Origin of the sequence: Psychrobacillus soli (assembly GCF_006861775.1) — a bacterium.
Classification (GTDB): Bacteria; Bacillota; Bacilli; order Bacillales_A; family Planococcaceae; genus Psychrobacillus; species Psychrobacillus soli.
Genome location: NZ_VDGG01000025.1, coordinates 1 through 22,375, shown reverse-complemented (window position 1 = coordinate 22,375; position 22,375 = coordinate 1). Strand labels below are relative to the sequence as shown.

Sequence of the window (22,375 nt, the reverse complement as noted above, 5' to 3'; positions counted from 1 at the left end):
TTCTTCTATTAATTAAAATATCATAAAGACCGAAATAACTCGGTCTTTATGATTTTCGTTTAACAAACTATTCCAATGTTTCAGGAACAGTAATTTCTCCAGAAGCAACTTTATCTGCGTACTCTTGGATTTGGTCTAAAACGTCTTGTGGGATATTCCCACGTGAATCAGCAAGTTCAACGCCTTCTTCAGCTAAACCATAAGTTAATGTAGTTCCACCTGGGAAGTCTCCAGCCATTGCAGCATCCGCAACGTCTTGTACCGCAGTTCCTACTTTTTTCAACATTGAAGTTAGTGTTACATTAGTATCGCCAACAGCACCTTCTTCGTATTGGTCAGAGTCAACTCCGATTACCCATACATTTGCATTTGCATCTTTTGTTTTACGTTCTTTTGCTTCTGCGAATACACCGTTACCAGTACCACCAGCAGCGTGTGCAATAATATCTACACCTGAAGAATACATACGGTTAGCAGTTGTTTTACCAAGTGCAGCATCATCAAATTTACCAGTGTATTGTACATCTACTTTAATACTTGGATCTACTGCTTTAACACCTTCAACGAATCCTGCTTCGAAACGTTCGATAACTGGAATTTCCATTCCTCCAACGAAACCAACTTGTTTCGTTTCTGACATAAGCGCAGCTGCAACACCAGCAAGGTATGCTACCTCTTGTTCTTTAAACAATACAGAAACAACATTTGGTTTATCCGCAACACCATCAAGAATTACGAATTTATTATCCGGTTTTTGGTCCGCAATTGTTCCAATCGGCTCTTCTAATAAGAAACCAATACCATAAACGATGTCGAAATCACGACGTACTAAGTTATTTAAGTTTGTTACGTAATCAGCATCTCCTGCTGATTGAAGATAGTCAAAACCACCATCGCCTTTTTCAAGACCATGTTCTGCACCCCACGCTTTAAAACCTTCCCAAGCTGATTGGTTGAAAGATTTGTCGTCTACTCCACCAACGTCAGTGATCATTGCAATAGAGAAGTCTGTTGATTCTGTAGTACCTTTATCTGTACCTTCTGAACCAGTTGATGCTTTTTCATCGTTTTTTGTACCACAAGCGCCAAGAATAGTACCAGCAGCTAGGACAAGTGAAAGACCTAAACCAAATTTACGTTTTGTCAAAATGAAAACCTCCATTTATTTTCTTATTAGCAGGAATTTGAAACATTTTACACCCTTTTCCGAACGACATGAAAGCTAAATTTATCCGCTCGNAATAATTTTTTGAATACAACACCACACGATCATTCTCGTCATAATGCAGTTGTTTTAATACAAGCAAAGACGTCTCCGGTGCACAATTTAGTGTAGGAGAAGCAACTTCATGATATCCAACAGGATCGATGTATGCAACCGCATGGGATACATGAATTTCTCCAGATTCCTCTAGCGCTGAAAAAATAGAACCTTCTTCTCTAATGAGAAAATCACCTGGCAAATAGTTTTTTGGAACTTTATCCACACAATACACTACCGGTTCGCCATTTGCAGTACGGACCCGTTCCATCGAAATAATCGATTGCTCGTCCTTACATTCAAAGCGATTCATATCTTCTTCGGTTGGAAGCGATTGCATCGAACTTAAATAAATTGTACCTGGTTCCATACCCGCACTTCGAATCATAGAAGAAATACTCGAAAGGTGTTCAATACCCGACGTAAAGACGGGCTTTGCATTAACAAATGTCCCAACTCCATGTCGTCTGACGATTACATTCTCTTCTTCCAAAAGGCGTAAAGCTTCTCTTAAGGTTGCACGACTAACACCTAGTGATTTTGCTAATTCAAACTCAGAAGGAAGTTTTTCCTTTTCCTTGAATATACCATTTTCAATGTCTTCTTTGATACGATCAATCACTTGAAGATATAAATGACGATGATCTACTTTTATTGTCATATAAAAACACCACCATTTTTAGAGATCAGACCTCTGATGTAAAACCTTCCTACTAATCAGTCATACTATAACATCTTTAATCGTTGAAATAAATACTTTTATTATTATTTTAAATAATGAATTTACGTAAACTTCATCTAATTGTAATCGTTTTGTCATATAGAATCAGGATCTACAGCGTTTTTAGAGACTAGTACTTGACGTGGCTTAATTCTTCATAAGGTCATACTATTTCGCCCAATTCGAGTTGATCAATAATTCTGGCAGTTCGCCGATAGCCACTCTAAAGCGTCTTTGGATTAGTGACACTTATGTAGTTTGCATATCTGTTACTAATTGTGCAGCCTCATCATATAGTTCATCCCTATTTCCTTGTTCTTGTGATTCTTCCACTTCATCTGGAATCATTTCTTCCTGATAGTTGGCCTTTTGCCGTTCGATGACAAATTCTACTTCTGCGTCCGACAAATAAGCTCCTTGTAAATGAATTCTCCCTACTATAGTACAAAATTAATACAGGAAAGACCTTAAATTTTGTAAGTTAAAGTTCTATAAATTTGAATGAATACTTTAAAATTTTAAAATCTTTCTTCTATTAATTAAAATATCATAAAGACCGATAAGCATCGGCCTTTATGATATTAGAAAAACAAATTATTCTACTGTTTCAGGTACAGTGATTTCGCCATCAGTGATTTTTTTAGAGTATTCTTCGATTTGGTCTAGAATATCTTGTGGGATAGCTCCGCGAGAGTCAGCAAGCTGTACCCCTTTTTCTGCTAAACCATAAGTTACTGTTTTCCCACCAGGGAAGTTTCCAGCCATTGCTTCTTTTGCAATTGTTTGTACTGCAACGTCTACACGTTTTTGCATAGAAGTAAGTGTAATGTTAGTATCACCAACAGCACCTTCTTCGTATTGGTCAGAGTCAACTCCGATTACCCATACGTTTGCATTAGCATCTTTTGTTTTACGTTCTTTAGCTTCCGCGAATACACCGTTACCAGTACCACCAGCTGCGTGGAAAATAATATCAACGCCTGAAGAATACATACGGTTAGCAGTTGTTTTACCAAGAGCTGCATCATCAAATTTACCTGTATATTGAACATCTACCTTGATGCTTGGATCTACAGCTTTTACACCTTCAACGAAACCTGCATGGAAACGTTCGATAACTGGAATTTCCATTCCACCAACGAAACCAACATGTTTCGATTCAGACATCAATGCAGCTGCAACACCCGCTAAGAAAGAACCTTCTTGCTCTTTAAACATTACAGAAGCAACATTTGGTTTATCAACAATACCGTCGATGATAGCAAGTTGTGCTTCCGGTTGTTGGTCTGCAATAGTACCAATTGGTTCTTCCATTAAGAAACCGATTCCATAAACTACATCGAAATCACGACGTACTAAGCTGTTTAAGTTTGTCATATAATCAGCATCGCCTTTAGATTGAAGGTAATCATAGCCACCATCACCTTTTTCAAGGCCATTTTCTTTACCGAATGCTTCAACACCTTCCCATGCTAATTGGTTGAATGATTTATCATCTACTCCACCAACGTCCGTTACCATAGCAATAGAGAAATCTTTTGTTTCTGTAGTTTCAGTATCTGTGCCTTCTGAACCTGTTGAAGTGTTTGTTTCTTCGTCTTTTGTACCACAAGCTCCAAGGATAGTACCGGCAGCTAATACAAATGATAGACCTAAACCAAATTTACGTTTTGTCAAAATGAAAACCTCCGTTAATTTTCTTATTAGCAGGAATTTAAAGCATTTTACACCCTTTTCCGAACAACATGAAAGCTAAATTTATCCGCTCGNAAGTCGGTGAAGCAACTTCATGGTATCCAACAGGGTCTATAAACGCGACCGCATGAGATACACGTATGTCCCCAGATTCCTCCAATGCAGTAAAAATGGAACCTTCTTCTCTAATGAGAAAATCATTAGGCAAGTAATTCTTTGGAACTTTATCGACACAATACACAACTGGTTCTCCATTTGCAGTACGGACTCGTTCCATTGAAATAATCAATTGCTCTTCTTTACATTGGAAGCGCTTAATGTCTTCTTCAGCTGGAAGCGCTTGCATCGAACTCAAATAAATTGTACCTGGTTCCATACCCGCACTTCGAATCATAGAAGAAATGCTCGAAAGCTGTTCAATACCCGACGTGAAGACGGGTTTTGAATTAACAAAAGTCCCGACTCCATGTCGTCTGACAATTACATTTTCTTCTTCCAAAAGACGTAAGGCTTCTCTTAAAGTTGCACGACTGACACCTAGTGATTTTGCTAATTCAAACTCAGAAGGAAGTTTTTCCTTTTCCTTGAATATGCCATTTTCAATGTCTTCTTTGATACGATCAATCACTTGAAGATATAAAGGACGATGATCTACTTTTATTGTCATATAAAAACACCACCATTTAAAAGATCGGACCTCTGATGTAAAACATTCCTACTAATCAGTCATACTATAACACTTTTAATGTTCGAAATAAATACTTTTATTAATTTATTAACTATTAAATTTACACAAAATTCATCTAATTGTAATCGTTTTGTCATATAGAATCAGAGTCTGAAGCATTTTTTGAAACGAGTACTTGACGTGGTTTACTTCCTTCATAAGGCCCTACTATTCCACCCAATTCGAGTTGATCGATGATTCGGGCAGCTCTAGAATAGCCTACTCGAAAACGTCGTTGGATAAGTGAAACAGACGCAGTTTGCATATCTGTTACTAATTGAGCAGCATCATCATAAAGTTCGTCCCTATCTACTTGTTCTTGCGATTCTTCCACTTCATCTGGAATCATCTCGTCCTGATAATTTGCTTTTTGCTGTTCAATGACAAAGTCTACCATACGTTCCACCTCTGCATCCGACAAGAAAGCGCCTTGTACACGAACCGGTTTCGAGCTTCCAGCAGGTAAAAATAACATATCTCCTCGACCTAAAAGCTTTTCTGCTCCACCCATATCCAGTATGGTCCGCGAATCGATCGCAGAAGATACAGCAAACGCAATACGAGAAGGAATATTCGCTTTAATAATTCCAGTAATAACGTCTACGCTCGGTCTTTGTGTTGCGATAATCAAATGAATACCAGCAGCACGTGCCATCTGTGCTAAACGTGTGATGGAATCTTCTACATCACTGGATGCAACCATCATTAAATCGGCTAACTCGTCAACTATGACAACAATGTATGGAAGCTTCGGATGTTTTTCATCATTTTCGTCGTTCCATTTGTCAATGTACTCATTATAGCCTTCCATATTTCGTGTGCCGGTATGGGAGAACAATTCATATCGTCGCTCCATTTCCGAAACGATTTTTTTCAATGCTTGTGATGCTTTTCGAGGATCCGTAACTACTGGTGCTAGTAAATGCGGTATGCCATTATAAACATTTAACTCCACCATTTTCGGATCGATCATCATCATTTTCACTTCATGTGGTTTCGCTCGCATCATGATACTCGTGATGATTCCGTTGATACAAACACTTTTTCCGCTACCAGTCGATCCTGCTACTAGCAAATGCGGCATTTTGTTTAATTGCGCGAGCACTGCTTGTCCTGTTACATCTCGACCAAATCCAATGAGTAGTTTTAAATTTGGTTTATCATTTTCTTCCGATTCTAATACTTCTCGCAAGCTAACGATTGCCACTTCTGTGTTTGGCACTTCTATCCCAATAGCCGATTTACCAGGAATAGGTGCTTCAATACGAATATCTCTTGCAGCAAGCGCCAGCGCTAAATCATCATGTAAACTGACAATGCGGCTTACTTTTACCCCAACGTCGGGAAGCACTTCGTATTTTGTTACAGCCGGACCTAAATGTACTTGCGTTACTTTTGCTTTGACGCCAAAGCTTAAAAAAGTTTTCTCTAATTTTTGTGCATTTGCTTGAAGTGCATTTAACTCACCACTCTGGTCACTATGTGCGGGTGCATCTAATAGTGTAATTGGAGGTAATTGATAATCTTCATTTTCCATTTCTTCTGCTGCATCCATATTGATCTCGATTGGTTCGGTTATTTCTTCTGGTTCTACTTCTACCTTTTCTTCTTTTTTCACGATTCGTTCCGTAAAGGCGGAAATAATTGGTGCTGAAACTTGCTCTACCTCTTGTTCTCTAATCGTTAAAACCTCATCGTGGACAGTTACTGCTTCTTCCTGTAGCGTTTCTTTCTTAGAACGTCTCGCTGTCTTTTTAGTTGGCTCTGGTTTTTTCTTTTTCTTTCGATTTACTAATTTTTCTCTTAGTTTTGGTGCTACTTCAATTATTAATGGTACAATCGCTTTTCCAGTCAATAACACAATTCCGATTAATAATAAAAGCCATCCCGCAATCTTCGCTCCAGCAGAATCAAACAATACGTGAAACGAAGCAAATAAGATAGCCCCTATTATGCCTCCGCCAAGGGAACTTGTTCTGTTTGTAATACCGCCACTTTCCACTAACACACGATAACTTTCCCTTAAGACCGAATTGGTCATTAATCCTTTTCCTGCAAATAGCTGTTCAAAAAGAGCTAAATGACTAAATAGCAATAAACTACTTAATACAAACCCACATCCTAATAAGAGACGATGATTCCATGCAGGATAAGTTTGCTTAATCATAATGATGAGTGCATATACGATAAACATAAAAGGAATGGCGATATGCCAGTTTCCAAATAGGAAATAACCCATATAAGCGAGTCCCCGACCGACTAGGCCGTATTCAAAAAAGGAAATGATGGCTAATCCGATAATGAGCAATCCGATAATTTCAAACATTAGCGGATGCATCGTTTGTTTTTTGGGTGCTGCTTTTTTAGCTGGTTTTCTCTTCAGTTGTGCCAACAATATCACCTGCTTTCCTTATAAAAAGGGATTTCCCTCCGTGGTCGGAAAGGAAATCCCTCTATTATTCAAATTAATATTCCATAATAATCGGGATGATCATTGGACGGCGTTTAGTTTGTTGGAATAAATATGAATTTAGCGTATCACGGATTTCTTGTTTTATGTTTGTCCATTCAAACGTTTCTTTATTCACATATTTTTCAACAATAGTTCGAACTAATTGCGCCGATTCCTCCATAAGTTCCTCTGACTCTCGTACATAGACGAAACCTCTCGAAAGAATCTCAGGACCAGACGCTATTTTCTTTTGAGCGCGATTCAATGTAACGACTACGATAAAAATACCATCTTGGGAAAGAAGCTTACGGTCACGTAAAACAATATTTCCAACATCTCCTACACCAATTCCATCAATTAGTACGTTACCAGCTTGTACTCTTCCGCTCATGCGCATTTTACCGTTTTTGTATTCGACAATATCACCTTTATCGGCGATAAATATTTCCGATTTTGCCATACCAACATCTTGCGCTACTTTTGAGTGAGCCATTAACATACGATACTCCCCTTGAATAGGGATGAAATATTTTGGCTTCGTTAAGTTTAGCATCATTTTCAAGTCTTCTTGGCTACCATGCCCGGATACGTGGACATTTTTGCTAGACGTTAATACTTTTGCGCCAACTTTTGCGATTTGATTCATCGTTTGGTACATGCCAACTTCCATTCCAGGCGATGGAGTAAAAGTGATTAGCACAGTATCTGTATCTTTAATTTTAATATCTTTGTGGTGTTTTCGAATCATTTTTTCAAGTGCTTCTAACGGTTCTCCTTGATTACCCGAAACAATGACAACAACATTTTCATCTTCATGCTTCGCAATTTCTTTTATAGAAATAAGTGTATCTTCTTGCACCGTGAAATAACCAAGATCCAATCCAATTTGGAATGTATTTTCTAATGTTTTCCCAGCAATCGCTACCTTTTTTCCGGTTTCCGCTGCTTTATCTAACACTTGTTGAATACGGATGAAATTAGATGCATATAAAGCTACTAAAATACGACCACGTGCAGCGTGGAATGTTTCGGATAGTTGGTTTTCAATGACAGCTTCCGAAGTTGTATAACCTGGTCTTTCTGCTTCTGTCGAATCGGATAAAAGAATGAATACTCCTTCTTCTCCTAAACCAGCGATTTTAGCAATATCCGGACGATACTTTCCTTTTGCTGATTGGTCAAATTTAAATTCACCCGTGTGTACGATTGCACCTTCCGATGTATGGAAAATAATTCCCAGTGAATCTGGAATACTATGTGTTGTGTGGAAGAATGTTACATGCGTACTTTGGAAATTCATGCGACTTTTGTTTGTTACTTCAAAGTATTTCACCGCATGTTTTGTAGGTAATGCTTTTAAATGCGTTTTTGCTAAAGCAATCGTCAATTTAGACCCATAGACTGGTGCTTGTACTTTTTGTAATAAATACGAAATGGATCCAATTGCATCTTCATGTCCGTGCGTTAAAAAGATCCCTTTTACCCGATCCTTGTTTTCTTCTAAATACGTAATATCAGGAATAACGATATCAATTCCAAGCATTTCATTTTCAGGGAACATAAGCCCACTGTCTACAACAAATATTTCTTCATCTATTTCTACTACATACATTGCTTTTCCGATTTCCCCAACTCCACCGAGTGGGATAATGCGAATAAGTTCATTTTTTACTTTTACCAAATCTTTTCCTCCTATTAATCAATTACGCCTCGGCGTAATTGCGTCCAGACTTTGAATTGTGCTTAGACCTGCGTAATGCAGGTCAATTAGCCGTCGTCGCATAGACGCAACGATTTTAGGCTACCATCATTCTAAGGTTTCTTTCAAAATCTGTGACCTCCGCCAGAGGCTTAACTTTTCAGCAAGTGCTTGTCCTCACTGAATTGTTATTACTCACTGCTATCCATCTCGCCTCTTTCTTCAAAAGTGGGAGATATATAAGCTTACATTAGCTTGTTGAATTTTGCTGAAGAAGTTAACCCGACCAACATCCACTAGATTTTATTATATCGAAGGACGACGATTCGCACAAATAAAAAAAGACAGAAAGAAAAATAAAATGCCCCGAGCGGAGGGTACATTTTAATTTTCCTCAGTCTTTTTGGTAAAAATTATTTATTTTTCAAGTATTCATCCCAAATTAGATCGAATGCTTTTTTCTCATCCTCCGTCATTTCTACGAGTGGTAATCGTAGTGAGCCTACTTCAACTCCCACTTTAGAAAGTGCATATTTCACGACTACTGGATTAGGATGTGCAAACAATCCGTTTATCACTGGTAAAATAGCTTGATGGATTTTCGCGCTCTTTTGGTGGTCTCCTGCATGAAATGCTTGTATCATTTCTTGCATATCGTTCCCAATTACATGAGAAGCAACAGAAATGACCCCAGAACCCCCTAGTGCAAGTAGCGGTAATGTTAATGCATCATCTCCGCTATATACTCGGAAGTCGTCATCTGCACCAGCTAAAATTTTCGTCATTTGCTCCAAATTGCCACTCGCTTCTTTTGCGATTTGAATGGATGGAATTTTACTTAAAGCAATCATCGTATCCGCTTCTAAATTGACGACCGAACGCCCTGGAATATTATAGACTACAATCGGTAATGTTGTCGCATTTGCAATTGCTTCAAAATGTGCAACCATTCCACGCTGATTTGGTTTATTGTAATACGGTACAACAATCATCAATGCATCTACACCAAGCGCTTCTGCTTTTTGTGACAAGTCGATCGATGCCGCTGTATTATTGCTCCCAGTTCCTGCAATGACTGGAACTCTGTTATTCACTTTTTCTACAGTAAACCGTAAGAGCTCTAACTTCTCATCCGTAGATAATGTTGGAGACTCTCCAGTTGTTCCACAAACAACGAGTGATTCCGTTCCAGTAGCTATTAAATGTTCAATTAACTTTTCTGTTGCAATAAAATCAATGGATCCGTCTTCCCCAAACGGAGTAACCATCGCTGTCGAAATATGACCTATATTCATTTGATTACACCTCTTTTAAAATACGTTCCTCTATTAGTGCTTCCGCAATTTGTATGGAGTTCAGTGCTGCACCTTTTAATAGATTATCAGATACAATCCACATGTGGAAGCCATTATTATTTGAAGGATCCTTTCTAATACGACCAACAAAAACATCATCTTCATCTTCTACAAAATACGGCATTGGATAAAGTTGTTGTTCCGGAGCGTCTTGCAAAGTGATCCCTTTTGTATTCGAAAGCAATTGTTTCAATTCATCTACTGTTACATCCTCTTTATCTATCTCGATATAAACAGATTCCGAATGTCCCGTTACAACAGGTACGCGAACACATGTTGCCGCAATAGAAAGTTGTGGGAGTGTCATAATTTTCTTCGTTTCATTCATCATTTTATGCTCTTCCAATGTAAAGCCATCTTCATCGAATACATCAATTTGTGGAATTACGTTACCAGCGATTGGATAATGTTTTTCAGCGCTTTTTACTGGTAAAATTGACGGATTTGGATTTTTTTCATTAATCGCTTCACTTTGTGTTGTTAACTCTTCTATAGCCGCTGCACCAGCACCTGAAACTGCTTGGTAAGTGGAGACAATGACTTTACTTAAACCATATGCTTTGCGAATAGGTTCTAACGCCGCAACCATCTGAATAGTGGAACAATTCGGGTTAGCAATAATCCCTTGATGCGCATGTAACGCTTGTTTATTTACTTCTGGAACGACAAGTGGCGTGTCTTTATCCATTCGAAAAGCACTTGTGTTGTCGACGACGATTGCTCCTCGACTTACCGCTTCTTTTGCGAGTAGCTTTGAAATAGCGCCACCTGCTGAGAAAAATGCGATGTCTACTCCTTCGAATGATTCTGGTGTTGCTTCCTCTAGCTTATATGTTAAGCCATTGACTTCCACTTCTTTACCTGCTGATCGTTTGGAAGCTAAAAGCTTTAACTTTGAATATGGAAAGTTTCTTTCTACTAACTTTTCGATAATTTTTTGACCGACAGCACCTGTCGCTCCTACTACTGCTACTGTGTAACCTTGTGACATACAAGCTCTCCTCCTAAAATCAAAACATATTGGCGATATTGTATCATATTATACATGAAAATACATCTCTATTTATATTTATAATGAATGTATTATGAGCAGAGGTTGTAATTGTTTTTTCTGAATAGCATGCTCCACAGTAGGTACAATCCTTGTGAAATCAGCGATTAGCGAGTTTGGTTTGGTGTGAGGATTGTCTTGACCAAAGGGAATAAAATAAATATTTTTTGTCGATAAAAGTTTCATGATATTCATGCCATTTAATCCTAATGCATCATTTGTAGAAATACCTAGTACTACTGGTTTTCCATTTCTTAATGTCGCTTTTGCCGCCATTAAAACCGGAGAATCTGTTTGCGCATTCGCCAGTTTACTAATCGAATTTCCAGTCATCGGTGCAATGACCATACAGTCGAGTGGATTAGTCGGTCCAAAAGGCTCTGCTTCTACAATTTTGGAAATTACTTTACTGCCACTTGCTGCTTCGATTTTTTCAATCCATTCCTCTCCCGTTCCAAACCGGGTTGCTGCTGTTAACACGGAATACGTAATAATTGGTACCACGATCGCACCTAAATCCGTAAATTGTTTAATCATCGGTATTACTTCCTCATACGTACAATGAGATGCCGTAATGCCAAGACCTATTCTAAGATCTTTCAACACTAGATTTTTCCCCCTTCAATAAAGACAAATGATTTTGAACCGATTGGGCGATAAGTAAACCTGCATCTCGCGGAAAATACATGCCAGGTAAACTAGTCGCGAGTGCATAATTTGTAGGAATATTTTCATCTGAATCAAGTAAACATCCTGGATTGGAAGCAAGATCGAAAACATATTTAAAACAAGCCGCATGTGTATTTTCTAACCATCTTGATGGTATTGTATTGATCAAATAGGCAGATTTACTTTTTTGTTTAACTAATACATTATCCAACGTTTCTATATCATAGCCGTAACTTTTTGCTTCAAACAACTGATGTTCTGATCGTACAGAAATGACTACTTTGGCCCCTAAGTGATGCAAAGCATGAGCAAGTCTTTTCCCTACTCTCCCATAACCTGTAATGATAAATTGTTTATTATAAATGGCTTGCTTTTCATGTGTATAAAAATAATTGATAAAACCTTCCGCAGTAAGATTCGCATTATCCCAAATGTATTGCTCATCTTCTAAATAAGAAAAAACTTGAATGTCCTTCACTGCTATTTCTTGCTTTATCTCTTCATTTTGTTTACCTACAAATAGCACTTCGCATGATTTCGGTAGGATAAAAGGACATTCCATTTTAAGAGGGTGAATCGGCAAAAATAGAATATGCGGCTCCAATTGATCAATCGAGGCTTGTAATTCATCATCCCACGTCATTGTTGCAATTAATTTCGTTTCTAAGTCACTACTAATTGCTGTGTGGAAGTACGACAAGCGTAGGTCAGTTCCGATAATGACACATTTTTTTTTCATGAATATTCACTTGCTTCACTGGAAGAATCTGTTTCATTGAACAAAATACGATCTTTTCCAATAAGGATGATTTCTTCCCAAGCAATAAACTCTTTTTTCTTATTCGCTTTGTTTGCTTGAAAAAAAGATGTCGCCTTTTGAAATACTTCAAAGCCTTCTATTTTACCTGTTTTTGGGTTGAAGAGTAGTTCTGTATCTGCTAGCTTCCCGTATCTCGCACCGTCTTTTACCTGTATTAATTCTTTTTCTGCCAGTTCCGAAAGTAACAATCATTTCCCTCCTTATTTCTTTCTATTTATGTATATGCCATTTTATTAAGCAAAGTGAATTAAAAAATAAAGCAATCGTGCTTTATGGGGATACTGCGTGGTAGAGAGTTGAATGAGGTGTCCGCTGGGATTTTCGCTGCAGGGCGGACGCTTTCCGTGGGGCGAGCGATGAGCCTTCACCGCCGCTTGCGCATACGCCTGAGAAGTCTCATTTTGCTCACTTGATCCCACTGGAGTCGCCGCCCTGCAGTGAAAATCAATGGAAATTGCTTACTTATTCAGTATCAACTCACTAAAAAACAAAATTTCCTCCTTTTTTCGACTGGTTGAATCCAGTAAATGGCTTAGGGAAACCAATTTATCATTGAAAGCAACCAAATCTTAAAATAACAAGTTTACTTGGATTGAGACGACAAATTCGGAGATGCATACTTATCAGGGCGGATCCGCTAACAAACAAAATATTGGCCAGTTTTTCTATTGCGTGATCCAGTAAATGGCTTAGGGAAACCAATTAATGGATCACGCAATAGAAAAACTGGCNCTTTCACTAGCAATTTGGTTGCTCTCGGATTTGATTTGATTGCTTTCCGACTAGAACCGGTTGCTTTCAATGACCAATTAGTTGCTCTAAACCATTTATTGGATTTACACGTTCGAAAAAACTGTAAAAATTTTGTTTTTTACGAGTCGACGCGGATAAGTAAGCCATTTATGTGGATTTTCGCTACAGTCGACGAATCCTGCCGGATGGCTCATCGCTCACCCGGCGGAAAGCGTTCGCTCTGCAGCGAAAATCACAGCGGATACTGTAACACGCGGTATCCCTATATGGCGGGCTCATCATGAATACTTCTTTCAATTGTACATAGTAATAATGTAGTCTATACTTTTGTCATGCATAAGTTTGAAAGGAGTCGGGCAAAATGAAAAAATGGTTTTATCCACTTGGACTTGTAACTTTACTTGGATTTGCTGCATTATATATAACTTTTACATCAGAAGAAATGGTTCAGCTGGATCGTAAAATGAGTGAACTTTTACATGGCAATCAATTTATTACGCTATTTCATTATATAGGAGAACAAAAGTTTATCGTCATTATGATGTTAATCTTGTTCGCATACTTATGGATTCGTTCAAAAAATTATCGCGGCATGTTGTTTGGTTTGTTTACTGTAGGTGTAGGAAACGTGCTCAACCAATTAATGAAAAAGTGGGTAGAAAGAGAGCGGCCAGACATTCCGAATCAGTTAGAAAGCTTCAGTTTTCCATCTGGGCATGCGATGGTTGGGTTACTGTATATGTTCACGATTGCTTATTTTCTAGCAGAGCATCAATCCAACAAAAAGATTCGGGTACTAATATGGATAGGTGCACTTCTTCTTACGATACTGACTGGACTATCGAGAATTGCAGAAAGTCGCCACTATGCCACGGATGTGTTTGCAGGATGGATGGCGGGGTATACATGGTTTATCCTCGTTGCTGTATGGTATGAGTTTCGGAAGAACGTCTTTAAAAAGAATATACGCTAAAATCCTTTCCTCCCTTGGAAAGGATTTTTTATAAAGGAGTGTAAGCGATATGTTTGAATTGCCAGATGAATTAGTTACACTTGGTATGAAAAGAATAGAAGGATTTCCTGTGGAAGGCTTCGTGAAAGGGAAGGGGCCGAAAAAACCTATCATTATGTTAATAGGAGAAGCCCCTGGGGAGAATGAGGCAATCCAAGGTATACCGTTCGTTGGTAGGGCAGGTGATGAACTAGTTAAATCTCTAGCAACTATTGGCTTAACAAGGGATGACGTTTACATGACGAGCGCGGTGAGAAGCAGACCATATGTATGGAGAGACAAAAAAGAAAGAAACGGTGAAATGGGTAAAAGAAAGTATAATCGCCCCCCTACAGGGCAAGAAATTATTGCACATGCACCAGTGCTCGACTATGAACTAAAGCATCTAGCACCAGTCGTCATTGTAACGTTAGGAAATGTAGGCTTGCAACGTTTGCTAGGTAAGGATGCAAAAGTGTCAGCTTTACATGGGCAACTAATTGAACATGAAGTAAGACATTTAGCTTCACTTGAAGCAGATAAATTTGTATGGTCGGATGAAAAATATATAATTATTCCGACGTATCACCCAGCGGCTGTTTTTTATCGTCCTTCTAACCGCACCATTCTGGAAGAGGATTGGTTGAAAATTGGGGATTATATTGCTACTTCTAACTTTCGTTAAACGAATAATGTTGTGCGAAGGAAACTCATTGCGTATAATAAATGAAAATCGATAATTAGAAAGAAGTTGATTCAATGGATGGAAATGTTGCTTTTGCACTTTTACTTACGTTATTTGCAGGTCTAGCAACAGGGATAGGGAGTTTACTATCGTTGTTAACTAAACGCACAAATACGAAGTTTTTATCTGTCGCATTGGGATTTTCTGCAGGGGTAATGATTTATATATCGTTAGTTGAAATATTTGTGAAAGCAAAAGATTCATTAACTGCGGAGCTTGGTACTACAAATGGATATTGGATGACGATTGTTGGATTTTTTGGTGGGATGATCTTTATCGCGCTGGTCGATCGGATATTACCAAAGTTGGGAAATCCACATGAGGTAAAAAGCGTAGAGGATATGGACGCTGAACCAACCAATGCAGAATATACGAAGTTGATGAAAATGGGTGTTTTTACTGCGCTCGCTATAGGGATTCACAATTTTCCAGAAGGTATTGCTACATTTGCATCCGCATTACAAGATCCTAATTTAGGAATTGCGATTGCGATTGCGGTTGCTATTCACAATATTCCAGAAGGTATCGCTGTTGCAGTCCCGATTTATTATGCAACGGGTAATCGGAAAAAGGCATTTAAATTATCCTTTCTTTCAGGTCTTGCAGAACCGCTTGGAGCGCTTGTTGCTTATTTAATATTAATGCCATTCTTGAATGGAGTTGTATTCGGAGTTGTGTTTGCAGCGGTTGCAGGTATTATGGTCTTCATTTCCTTAGATGAACTACTGCCTGCAGCTAAAAAGTACGATGAAACACATTCTTCTATGTACGGTGTAGTAGCTGGGATGTTAGTGATGGCACTAAGTTTAGTATTAATGGCATAGAAAAGGGCAGTGCAGTTCTCAATTAGAGAAAACCGCACTGCCATTTTTAGTTTTTACGACAATCCCTGTTCGGTTCATCTCCACAGGTACAAGTTGGAAGTTAGGGAAAATCCCAGCAAGCTTAGAAATGAACTCCCGCTCCGTGCCTTTTTGTACAAGCGAAAGAAGGGTAGGACCAGCACCACTTATACAAGTACCAAATGCTCCTGCTTTTTTTGCCGCTATTTTAATCTCTCTACTTTCAGGGATCAGATCAAGTCGATACGGCTCGTGAAACAGATCCTGCTCCATGTAAACACCTGCTTGTTCAAATGATTGAGAAAGAAAGGCAGCAGTAAGTAAACTAGCAGTTGCGCTTGCTTGTGCGGAAACTTGGCGTGTATAACTATCAGGTAACACATTTCTTGCCGCTTCCGTTTTAAGTTCAAAATTAGGAATGAATAAAACAAAAGAAGCATCAATATGGTACGCATGAAAAACATGAATTTCCCCGTTATCTGCACTCGATGAAATAGTGAATCCGCCAAATATAGAAGCCGCCGCATTATCAGGGTGGCCCTCCATCAAGGTTGCCACTTTTAACTTGTCCTGCGCAGTTAGCCCAAGTTCTAGCACTTGGTTGGCAAGTTCTACTCCCGCAACAATGGCAGATGCACTGCTTCCCATACCGCGAGCGAGTGGGATTTCACTTCTCACAGATAAATGGCAGGGAGGCAGGGTTAATCCGTGTAATCTCGCTGTTTTCTCGGCAGCTTGGACGATTAAATGATCTTGCGGATTTGGAACGTCCGGTAAATTCTCCGATAAGTTATCAATTTTCCAAACAGAAGCTAATTCTACTTCTAACTCTAAGTATTTATCTAGAGCAATGCCAATCGAATCAAAACCAGGTCCTAAGTTCGCTGTACTTGCTGGAATGGAAATAGCCCATTTTTTACTCATAGCACTCCCTCAATATACCCGCGAATTTCTTCTTCATCATTTTTTAAAGACACTAAGTCAACCGTTGACACGTCCATTGCAGTATCCGGATCTTTCAATCCATTACCAGTAAAGACAGTGACAACTTTGCTTCCTGCTGGAACTTTTCCACTTTTTACTGATTTAATAACTCCTGCTAAAGAAGCAGCAGAACCAGGCTCGACAAATATACCTTCGCGACTAGCAATCAATTGATAGGCTTGTAAAATTTCTTCATCTGTAACAGAGTCAATAATTCCACCGGATTCGTCACGAGCAGCTTCTGCTAAAGCCCAGCTTGCTGGATTGCCGATACGAATAGCCGTTGCAACCGTTTCTGGGTTAGGGATCGGAGCACCTTGTACAATGGCAGCAGAGCCTTCTGCTTCAAAACCAAAAATTTTCGGTAAACCGGATTGCTTTACTTCGTTATACTCCTTGAATCCTTTCCAATACGCACTAATATTCCCGGCATTTCCAACTGGGATGCATAAATAATCTGGAGCAGAGCCTAGAACGTCCACAATTTCAAAGGCAGCTGTTTTTTGCCCTTCTAAACGATATGGATTAACAGAGTTAACGAGTGCAACGGGTGAAGTTTCACTAATTTGGCGAACAATATGTAATGCATCATCAAAATTTCCGTCAATTTCAATAATTTTTGCACCATACATACATGCTTGTGCTAATTTCCCAAGGGCTACTTTCCCTTTTGGAATTACAACAATCGATTTTATCCCTGCGCGAGCAGCGTAAGCAGCAGCAGCAGCGGATGTATTTCCAGTAGAAGCACAAATAACACACTCGCTTCCTTCTTCAATTGCTTTCGCTACAGCAAATACCATCCCTCTATCTTTAAATGATCCGGTTGGATTTGCTCCTTCTACTTTTGCAAATAGTTCAATGCCTAATTCTTTAGATAAATTATTTAGTGGAATAAGAGGTGTATTTCCCTCCAGTAATGATAGTTTAGGTGTTTTCTCCGTTACTGGTAAAAATTCTTTGTATTGTTCGATTAGTCCTTGCCAAGCCATGATGTAATCCGCCTCTCTGTTCTTCTTGAATAAACATATGTATTTCTATAATGGACATTTTACCTTAATAAAGCATAAAAAACAAGATTAATTTTATCTATATATAACATGTATTAATCCATCGAACTATTTCCTTTTGGAAATTATGTGTAATATAAAATACTTTGTTTGCAACATTTCGCGCATTTCTTACAACGTTATAGAGCATACTCGCAATATAGAACGAACTTCTCGCAACATGATGGAGGATATGTGGAATAGATAAATGAAATCAACCTTTGTAAATCGCCAAATTTTCTATTGCAAGTTTCGGATCCAATAAGTATACTAATCATGTAAACTAAAAACATTACATGTGTAAAGACAGGAGTAAAATATGAAGTCAAAAAAACAACAAAAACCACTATCTAAAAATAAATTACTAGGCATAGCAGGACTTGCTTGGATGTTTGATGCAATGGATGTAGGTATTCTATCTTTTATTATTGCAGCACTTGCGGTTGAATGGAATCTTACCCCAGGAGAAATGGGATGGATCGGTAGTATTAACTCGATAGGGATGGCAGTAGGAGCGCTCGTATTTGGGGTATTTGCAGATAAAGTAGGACGAAAAAAAATATTCATGCTAACGCTATTACTGTTTTCTGTTGCAAGTGGATTATCTGCGCTAGCTACAGGGCTAGCTATATTTATGTTTTTCCGATTTCTAGTAGGAATGGGTCTTGGTGGGGAACTACCGGTTGCCTCTACGCTAGTTTCAGAAAGTGTGGAAGCAAAAGAAAGAGGACGAGTTGTTGTATTACTCGAAAGCTTTTGGGCTGCAGGTTGGATTGTCTCAGCGCTCATTGCATATTTTATCATTCCTAATTATGGTTGGAGAATTGCGTTATTAATAACTGCGCTACCAGCATTTTACGCTATTTATCTAAGAATTAAATTACCAGATTCACCACAATATACAGCGCATAAAACAGAATCTAGATCGATTATGCAAAATATGAAGGAAGTTTGGTCAAAAAAATATGCAAAGCGGACGCTTATGCTTTGGATTGTCTGGTTTATGGTCGTATTTTCTTACTATGGAATGTTCCTATGGTTACCAAGCGTAATGGTGATGAAAGGATTTACACTTATTAAGAGTTTTGAATATGTGCTAATCATGACTCTTGCGCAATTACCAGGATATTTCTCAGCAGCGTGGTTAATCGAGAAAGCTGGTCGTAAGTTTGTGTTAGTTACGTACTTACTTGGGACTGCAGCTAGTGCATTTGTATTTGGTTCTGCAGAAACGACGACGTTATTAATCGTTTCTGGTATGCTACTTTCCTTCTTTAACTTAGGTGCTTGGGGAGCTTTATATGCATATTCACCAGAGCAATACCCAACCGTTATACGTGCAACTGGGTCGGGAATGGCCGCTTCTGCAGGACGTATCGGAGGGATTCTTGGACCGCTTTTAGTTGGTACGCTTGTAACTGCAGGATATGAGATCGGTTATATTTTCGGTATCTTCTGTATCGCAATTGTAGTTGGGGTTTTATCAGTTCTATTTCTTGGCACAGAAACTAAACAAACGGAACTCGAATAGTCTGAAAACCTGTTTCCTTTAGAGGAAGCAGGTTTTATTTTGTTTGCTTGATGAAACATAGTAAAATGAAAAAGAGCAATGCTAGGGGGTGTAGTACTTTGGAGAAATTTCGGTATAAGCGGATACTCATTATCGGCTCAAGTGGTGCTGGGAAATCGACGTTATCGAGAGAACTAGCGAAAAAGTGGAATTTACCTCTTATCCATTTAGACAGCTTATTTTGGAACGAAGGATGGGTTCCTACTCCAAAGTTAGAATTTAGGGAAAAAGTTCAAGAGAAATTAGAAGAAAAGGAATGGATTATGGATGGCAATTTTGACTCTACTTTAGCATTTAGAGCAAAATATGCGGACTTAATAATCTTCTTAGACTTTCCAAAAACACTTTGTACGTATAGAGTTTTAAAAAGAGCATGGATATACCGAGGAAAAACTCGACCTGACATGGGACCAGGTTGTCCCGAAAAAATAGATATAAAATTTGCGAAATGGGTTTGGCGTTTTCCGAGAGACGCAAGACCTGGGATAATAAATGTATTGAGAGAAGTAAAGAATGTAGATATATGCATATTACGAAGTCCAAAGGAAGTAACAGGTTTTTTAGAAAGCGCACCATAAACACGCCAAATTGAATCTGATGATAGTAGGAGAAAATGAAATGAAAACTAAACAATTAACAGATAGGCAAGTAATCGATTTAATTGAAAAAGATGCAGATATTATTTTTCCGTTAACAAATGGAGAACCACATAAATTACTCGATATTTTAGAAGCAAATGCAAATGAACTAACGAACGTAAAAATACACCAACTACTTTCACTGAAGTCACGACCTTATATGGAAGGGGCGTTTCCAGGAAAGCTCAAGCATGTATCTTATTTCTTAAGTGGAGCGACTAGAAAAATGTTCCACCAAGGAATGGTGGATCTCGTTCCGAACCATTTTCATGAGATGCCAAGAATATTAAGACAATCTACAAATATGTCGATGATTATGGCAGTTGCTTCGCCAATGGACGAATTCGGCTATTTTTCTTTAGGCACGCAAGCAGATATTGTTAGTGAATTTATCGGGACGGTTCCGTTTATATTAGAGGTGAATAAGCATATGCCTCGTACTTTCGGTGAAAACCAAATTCACATTAGTCAAATTGCAGGCTTTATAGAAAATGATCGCCCTCTATTTGAAGATGTTGCACCTCCCATTGGGGAAAAAGATATGCAGATTGCCTCTTTTGTTGCAGAAAACATCAATAATGGAGACACTTTGCAAATCGGGATAGGTTCTATTCCAAACGCCGTTGTAAGTTTATTAAAGGGGCATCGACATTTAGGCATCCACACGGAAATGTTCGTGGATGGAATTGTCGATTTAGTAGAAGCTGGTGCAATTGATGGTACACAAAAATTTACGAATAAAGGAAAAATCATTGCAACATTCGCTCATGGGTCCAATAAACTCTACCACTTTTTACACAACAATCCTGCCGTGCAATTCTTACCTGTGAGTATTGTTAACGATCCACGAGAAATTGCCAAAGAAGAACGCATCGTTTCGATTAATGCGACGACGGAAGTGGATTTATACGGACAATGCGCATCTGAAACGGTTGCTGGTAAGTATTATTCCTCTACTGGAGGGCAAGCTGACTTTGCTCGAGGAGTTCGCTTTGCTAAAGAAGGAAAAGGATTTGTATGTATGACATCTACTGCAAAAAATGATGAAATTTCCCGTATTAAGCTTAGCCTTGCACCAGGATCTGTTGTAACAACTTCTAAAAATGACGTAGATGCCATCGTAACAGAATATGGCATTGCAAGAATGTATGGAAAACCTATTTCGGAGCGAGCAAAACAGCTTATTTCGATAGCACACCCGAAATTCAGAGAAGAATTAACTTTTGAAGCGAAGAAAATGGGGTTTATTTAAATTGAAGATAGTGGAACGGGAATTCTTTTATCAACCGACATTAGAATTAGCAAAAGACTTATTAGGTAAATACATTGTACATGAGCATAGCAGTGGATTACTCATAGGCAAAATCGTGGAAACAGAAGCGTATATGGGAGCAGACGATAAAGCCGCGCATAGCTTTGGTAACAGAAGAACAAAGCGAACCGAGGTAATGTTCGGAGAACCCGGACTAATTTATACGTATCAAATGCACACGCATACACTGATCAATGTAGTCGCAGCTCCCGTTGATACCCCGAATGCGATATTAATACGTGCCGTAGAACCAATCGAAGGTTTAGAGCAAATGCAGGAATTTCGAAAAAACCAACCAATGAAACAATGGACGAATGGACCTGGTAAGTTGACGAAAGCATTAGGTATTACAATGGAATACTATGGTAAGCATTGGACCGAAAAACCGCTATACTTGGCGGAAGGGGAGAAAGTAACTTCCGTTTCTATAGGTCCAAGAATCGGTATTGAAAACAGCGGGGATGCCGTGCATTATCCATATAGGTTTTGGGAAACAGATAATCCATTTGTATCCAAAATGCGATAGCATGGGGAAGATTTATTTCCCTGTGCTTTTTTGCTTAGATAAATATATGGACTTGGATGAATTAATAAATTTTTCTAAATAACATAAGGTATGGCATTTTTTAATTGTACGTGATATAGAGATACTGCGACGTAATGAGTTGAATAAAGTGTTCGCTGAGATTTTCGCTGCAGGCGGACGCTTTCCGCCGGGTGAGCGATGAGCCATCCCCGCCGCTTAGGCGGACGTTGGGATGTCTCATTAGCCCACTCATCCGGCAGGAGTCGCCGCCTGTAGCGAAAATCTATGGTAAAGACTAACTTATCAGAATCTAACATTAAAAATAATTGGTTGAACGCGACAAACCGGTCTAACAAATACTAGACTTACGAGTTCGGCAAGCTTTAAGATATATTATTCCTATAATATGTAAAAAACATCATCGTCTCACTACAAGTAAACTTGCTATTTGGAGGATTGGTTGCTTTCACTGGCAATTTGGTTGCTCTCGTGCTTGATTTGATTGCTTTCAATGA

Annotated in this window: 19 protein-coding genes and 2 pseudogenes; 7 read left to right on the top strand and 14 right to left on the bottom strand. The window is 38.7% G+C overall.

Translation table 11 applies throughout. The features are described 5' to 3' along the window. Positions 1-67 precede the first annotated feature (67 nt). The 12 genes and pseudogenes from FG383_RS12705 to FG383_RS12655 form a co-directional block, all read right to left on the bottom strand. Positions 68-1,147: a BMP family lipoprotein gene (locus FG383_RS12705; RefSeq protein ID WP_142607765.1), complete on the bottom strand. Its 1,080-nt coding sequence runs from the start codon at positions 1,145-1,147 to the stop codon at positions 68-70. A 47-nt stretch (positions 1,148-1,194) separates the two neighbouring features. Beyond that, positions 1,195-1,922 (bottom strand): annotated as a pseudogene (locus FG383_RS12700) (GntR family transcriptional regulator). Positions 1,923-2,231: 309 nt separating this feature from the next. Then, on the bottom strand, positions 2,232-2,390 hold the full coding sequence (locus FG383_RS21535; RefSeq protein WP_185907934.1) for a hypothetical protein: 159 nt from the start codon (positions 2,388-2,390) through the stop codon (positions 2,232-2,234). A gap of 186 nt (positions 2,391-2,576) precedes the next feature. Continuing rightward, positions 2,577-3,659: a BMP family lipoprotein gene (locus tag FG383_RS12695; protein ID WP_142607764.1), complete on the bottom strand. Its 1,083-nt coding sequence runs from the start codon at positions 3,657-3,659 to the stop codon at positions 2,577-2,579. A gap of 47 nt (positions 3,660-3,706) precedes the next feature. Then, positions 3,707-4,344 (bottom strand): annotated as a pseudogene (locus tag FG383_RS12690) (GntR family transcriptional regulator). Positions 4,345-4,498: 154 nt separating this feature from the next. Continuing rightward, on the bottom strand, positions 4,499-6,742 hold the full coding sequence (locus tag FG383_RS12685) for a DNA translocase FtsK (protein ID WP_142607807.1): 2,244 nt from the start codon (positions 6,740-6,742) through the stop codon (positions 4,499-4,501). 127 nt (positions 6,743-6,869) lie between these two features. Further along, on the bottom strand, positions 6,870-8,537 hold the full coding sequence (locus tag FG383_RS12680) for a ribonuclease J (protein ID WP_142607763.1): 1,668 nt from the start codon (positions 8,535-8,537) through the stop codon (positions 6,870-6,872). A 431-nt stretch (positions 8,538-8,968) separates the two neighbouring features. After that, positions 8,969-9,850 (bottom strand): 4-hydroxy-tetrahydrodipicolinate synthase, encoded by an 882-nt coding sequence (gene dapA, locus FG383_RS12675; RefSeq protein WP_142607762.1) that lies wholly within the window; start codon positions 9,848-9,850, stop codon positions 8,969-8,971. Between the two features lie 4 nt (positions 9,851-9,854). Next, the gene (locus tag FG383_RS12670) at positions 9,855-10,901 is read right to left on the bottom strand and encodes an aspartate-semialdehyde dehydrogenase (protein ID WP_142607761.1); all 1,047 of its coding nucleotides are present in this window, start codon (positions 10,899-10,901) and stop codon (positions 9,855-9,857) included. 78 nt (positions 10,902-10,979) lie between these two features. Continuing rightward, on the bottom strand, positions 10,980-11,567 hold the full coding sequence (locus FG383_RS12665; RefSeq protein WP_142607760.1) for a dipicolinate synthase subunit B: 588 nt from the start codon (positions 11,565-11,567) through the stop codon (positions 10,980-10,982). After that, the gene (locus tag FG383_RS12660; protein ID WP_142607759.1) at positions 11,551-12,369 is read right to left on the bottom strand and encodes an NAD(P)-dependent oxidoreductase; all 819 of its coding nucleotides are present in this window, start codon (positions 12,367-12,369) and stop codon (positions 11,551-11,553) included. Before FG383_RS12660 ends, FG383_RS12665 begins: the two co-directional genes overlap by 17 nt. Next, positions 12,366-12,638 (bottom strand): YlmC/YmxH family sporulation protein, encoded by a 273-nt coding sequence (locus FG383_RS12655; protein WP_142607758.1) that lies wholly within the window; start codon positions 12,636-12,638, stop codon positions 12,366-12,368. The genes FG383_RS12660 and FG383_RS12655 overlap by 4 nt, the downstream gene beginning before the upstream one ends. Before the next feature lie 926 nt (positions 12,639-13,564). On the opposite strand from FG383_RS12655, the gene FG383_RS12650 reads away from it, so the two are divergent. The 3 genes from FG383_RS12650 (at position 13,565) to zupT (ending at position 15,763) form a co-directional block, all read left to right on the top strand. Beyond that, the gene (locus tag FG383_RS12650) at positions 13,565-14,176 is read left to right on the top strand and encodes a phosphatase PAP2 family protein (RefSeq protein WP_142607757.1); all 612 of its coding nucleotides are present in this window, start codon (positions 13,565-13,567) and stop codon (positions 14,174-14,176) included. A 49-nt stretch (positions 14,177-14,225) separates the two neighbouring features. Then, a complete protein-coding gene (locus FG383_RS12645; protein ID WP_142607756.1) occupies positions 14,226-14,879 on the top strand; it encodes a uracil-DNA glycosylase in 654 nt (217 codons plus the stop codon). A 74-nt stretch (positions 14,880-14,953) separates the two neighbouring features. Further along, positions 14,954-15,763 (top strand): zinc transporter ZupT, encoded by an 810-nt coding sequence (gene zupT, locus FG383_RS12640; protein WP_142607755.1) that lies wholly within the window; start codon positions 14,954-14,956, stop codon positions 15,761-15,763. A gap of 18 nt (positions 15,764-15,781) precedes the next feature. Here the strand turns inward: zupT and thrB are convergent, their stop codons facing one another. Continuing rightward, complete coding sequence (thrB, locus tag FG383_RS12635) at positions 15,782-16,705, bottom strand: homoserine kinase (protein WP_142607754.1); 924 nt, start codon at positions 16,703-16,705, stop codon at positions 15,782-15,784. Next, a complete protein-coding gene (gene thrC, locus FG383_RS12630; RefSeq protein ID WP_142607753.1) occupies positions 16,702-17,757 on the bottom strand; it encodes a threonine synthase in 1,056 nt (351 codons plus the stop codon). The genes thrB and thrC overlap by 4 nt, the downstream gene beginning before the upstream one ends. Before the next feature lie 376 nt (positions 17,758-18,133). Here thrC and FG383_RS12625 point away from each other — a divergent pair, with 376 nt between their 5' ends. The 4 genes from FG383_RS12625 (at position 18,134) to FG383_RS12610 (ending at position 21,860) form a co-directional block, all read left to right on the top strand. After that, positions 18,134-19,345, top strand: a complete 1,212-nt coding sequence (locus FG383_RS12625) for an MFS transporter (RefSeq protein ID WP_142607752.1) — start codon at positions 18,134-18,136, stop codon at positions 19,343-19,345. A gap of 98 nt (positions 19,346-19,443) precedes the next feature. Continuing rightward, positions 19,444-19,962 carry a DNA topology modulation protein gene (locus tag FG383_RS12620; RefSeq protein ID WP_142607751.1) on the top strand — a complete coding sequence of 173 codons (519 nt, stop codon included), beginning with the start codon at positions 19,444-19,446 and terminating at the stop codon, positions 19,960-19,962. A gap of 40 nt (positions 19,963-20,002) precedes the next feature. After that, positions 20,003-21,274 (top strand): acetyl-CoA hydrolase/transferase family protein, encoded by a 1,272-nt coding sequence (locus tag FG383_RS12615; RefSeq protein ID WP_142607750.1) that lies wholly within the window; start codon positions 20,003-20,005, stop codon positions 21,272-21,274. Position 21,275: 1 nt separating this feature from the next. Beyond that, entirely contained in the window at positions 21,276-21,860 is a 585-nt protein-coding gene (locus FG383_RS12610; protein WP_142607749.1) for a DNA-3-methyladenine glycosylase, read from the top strand. The last annotated feature ends 515 nt before the right edge of the window (positions 21,861-22,375 follow it).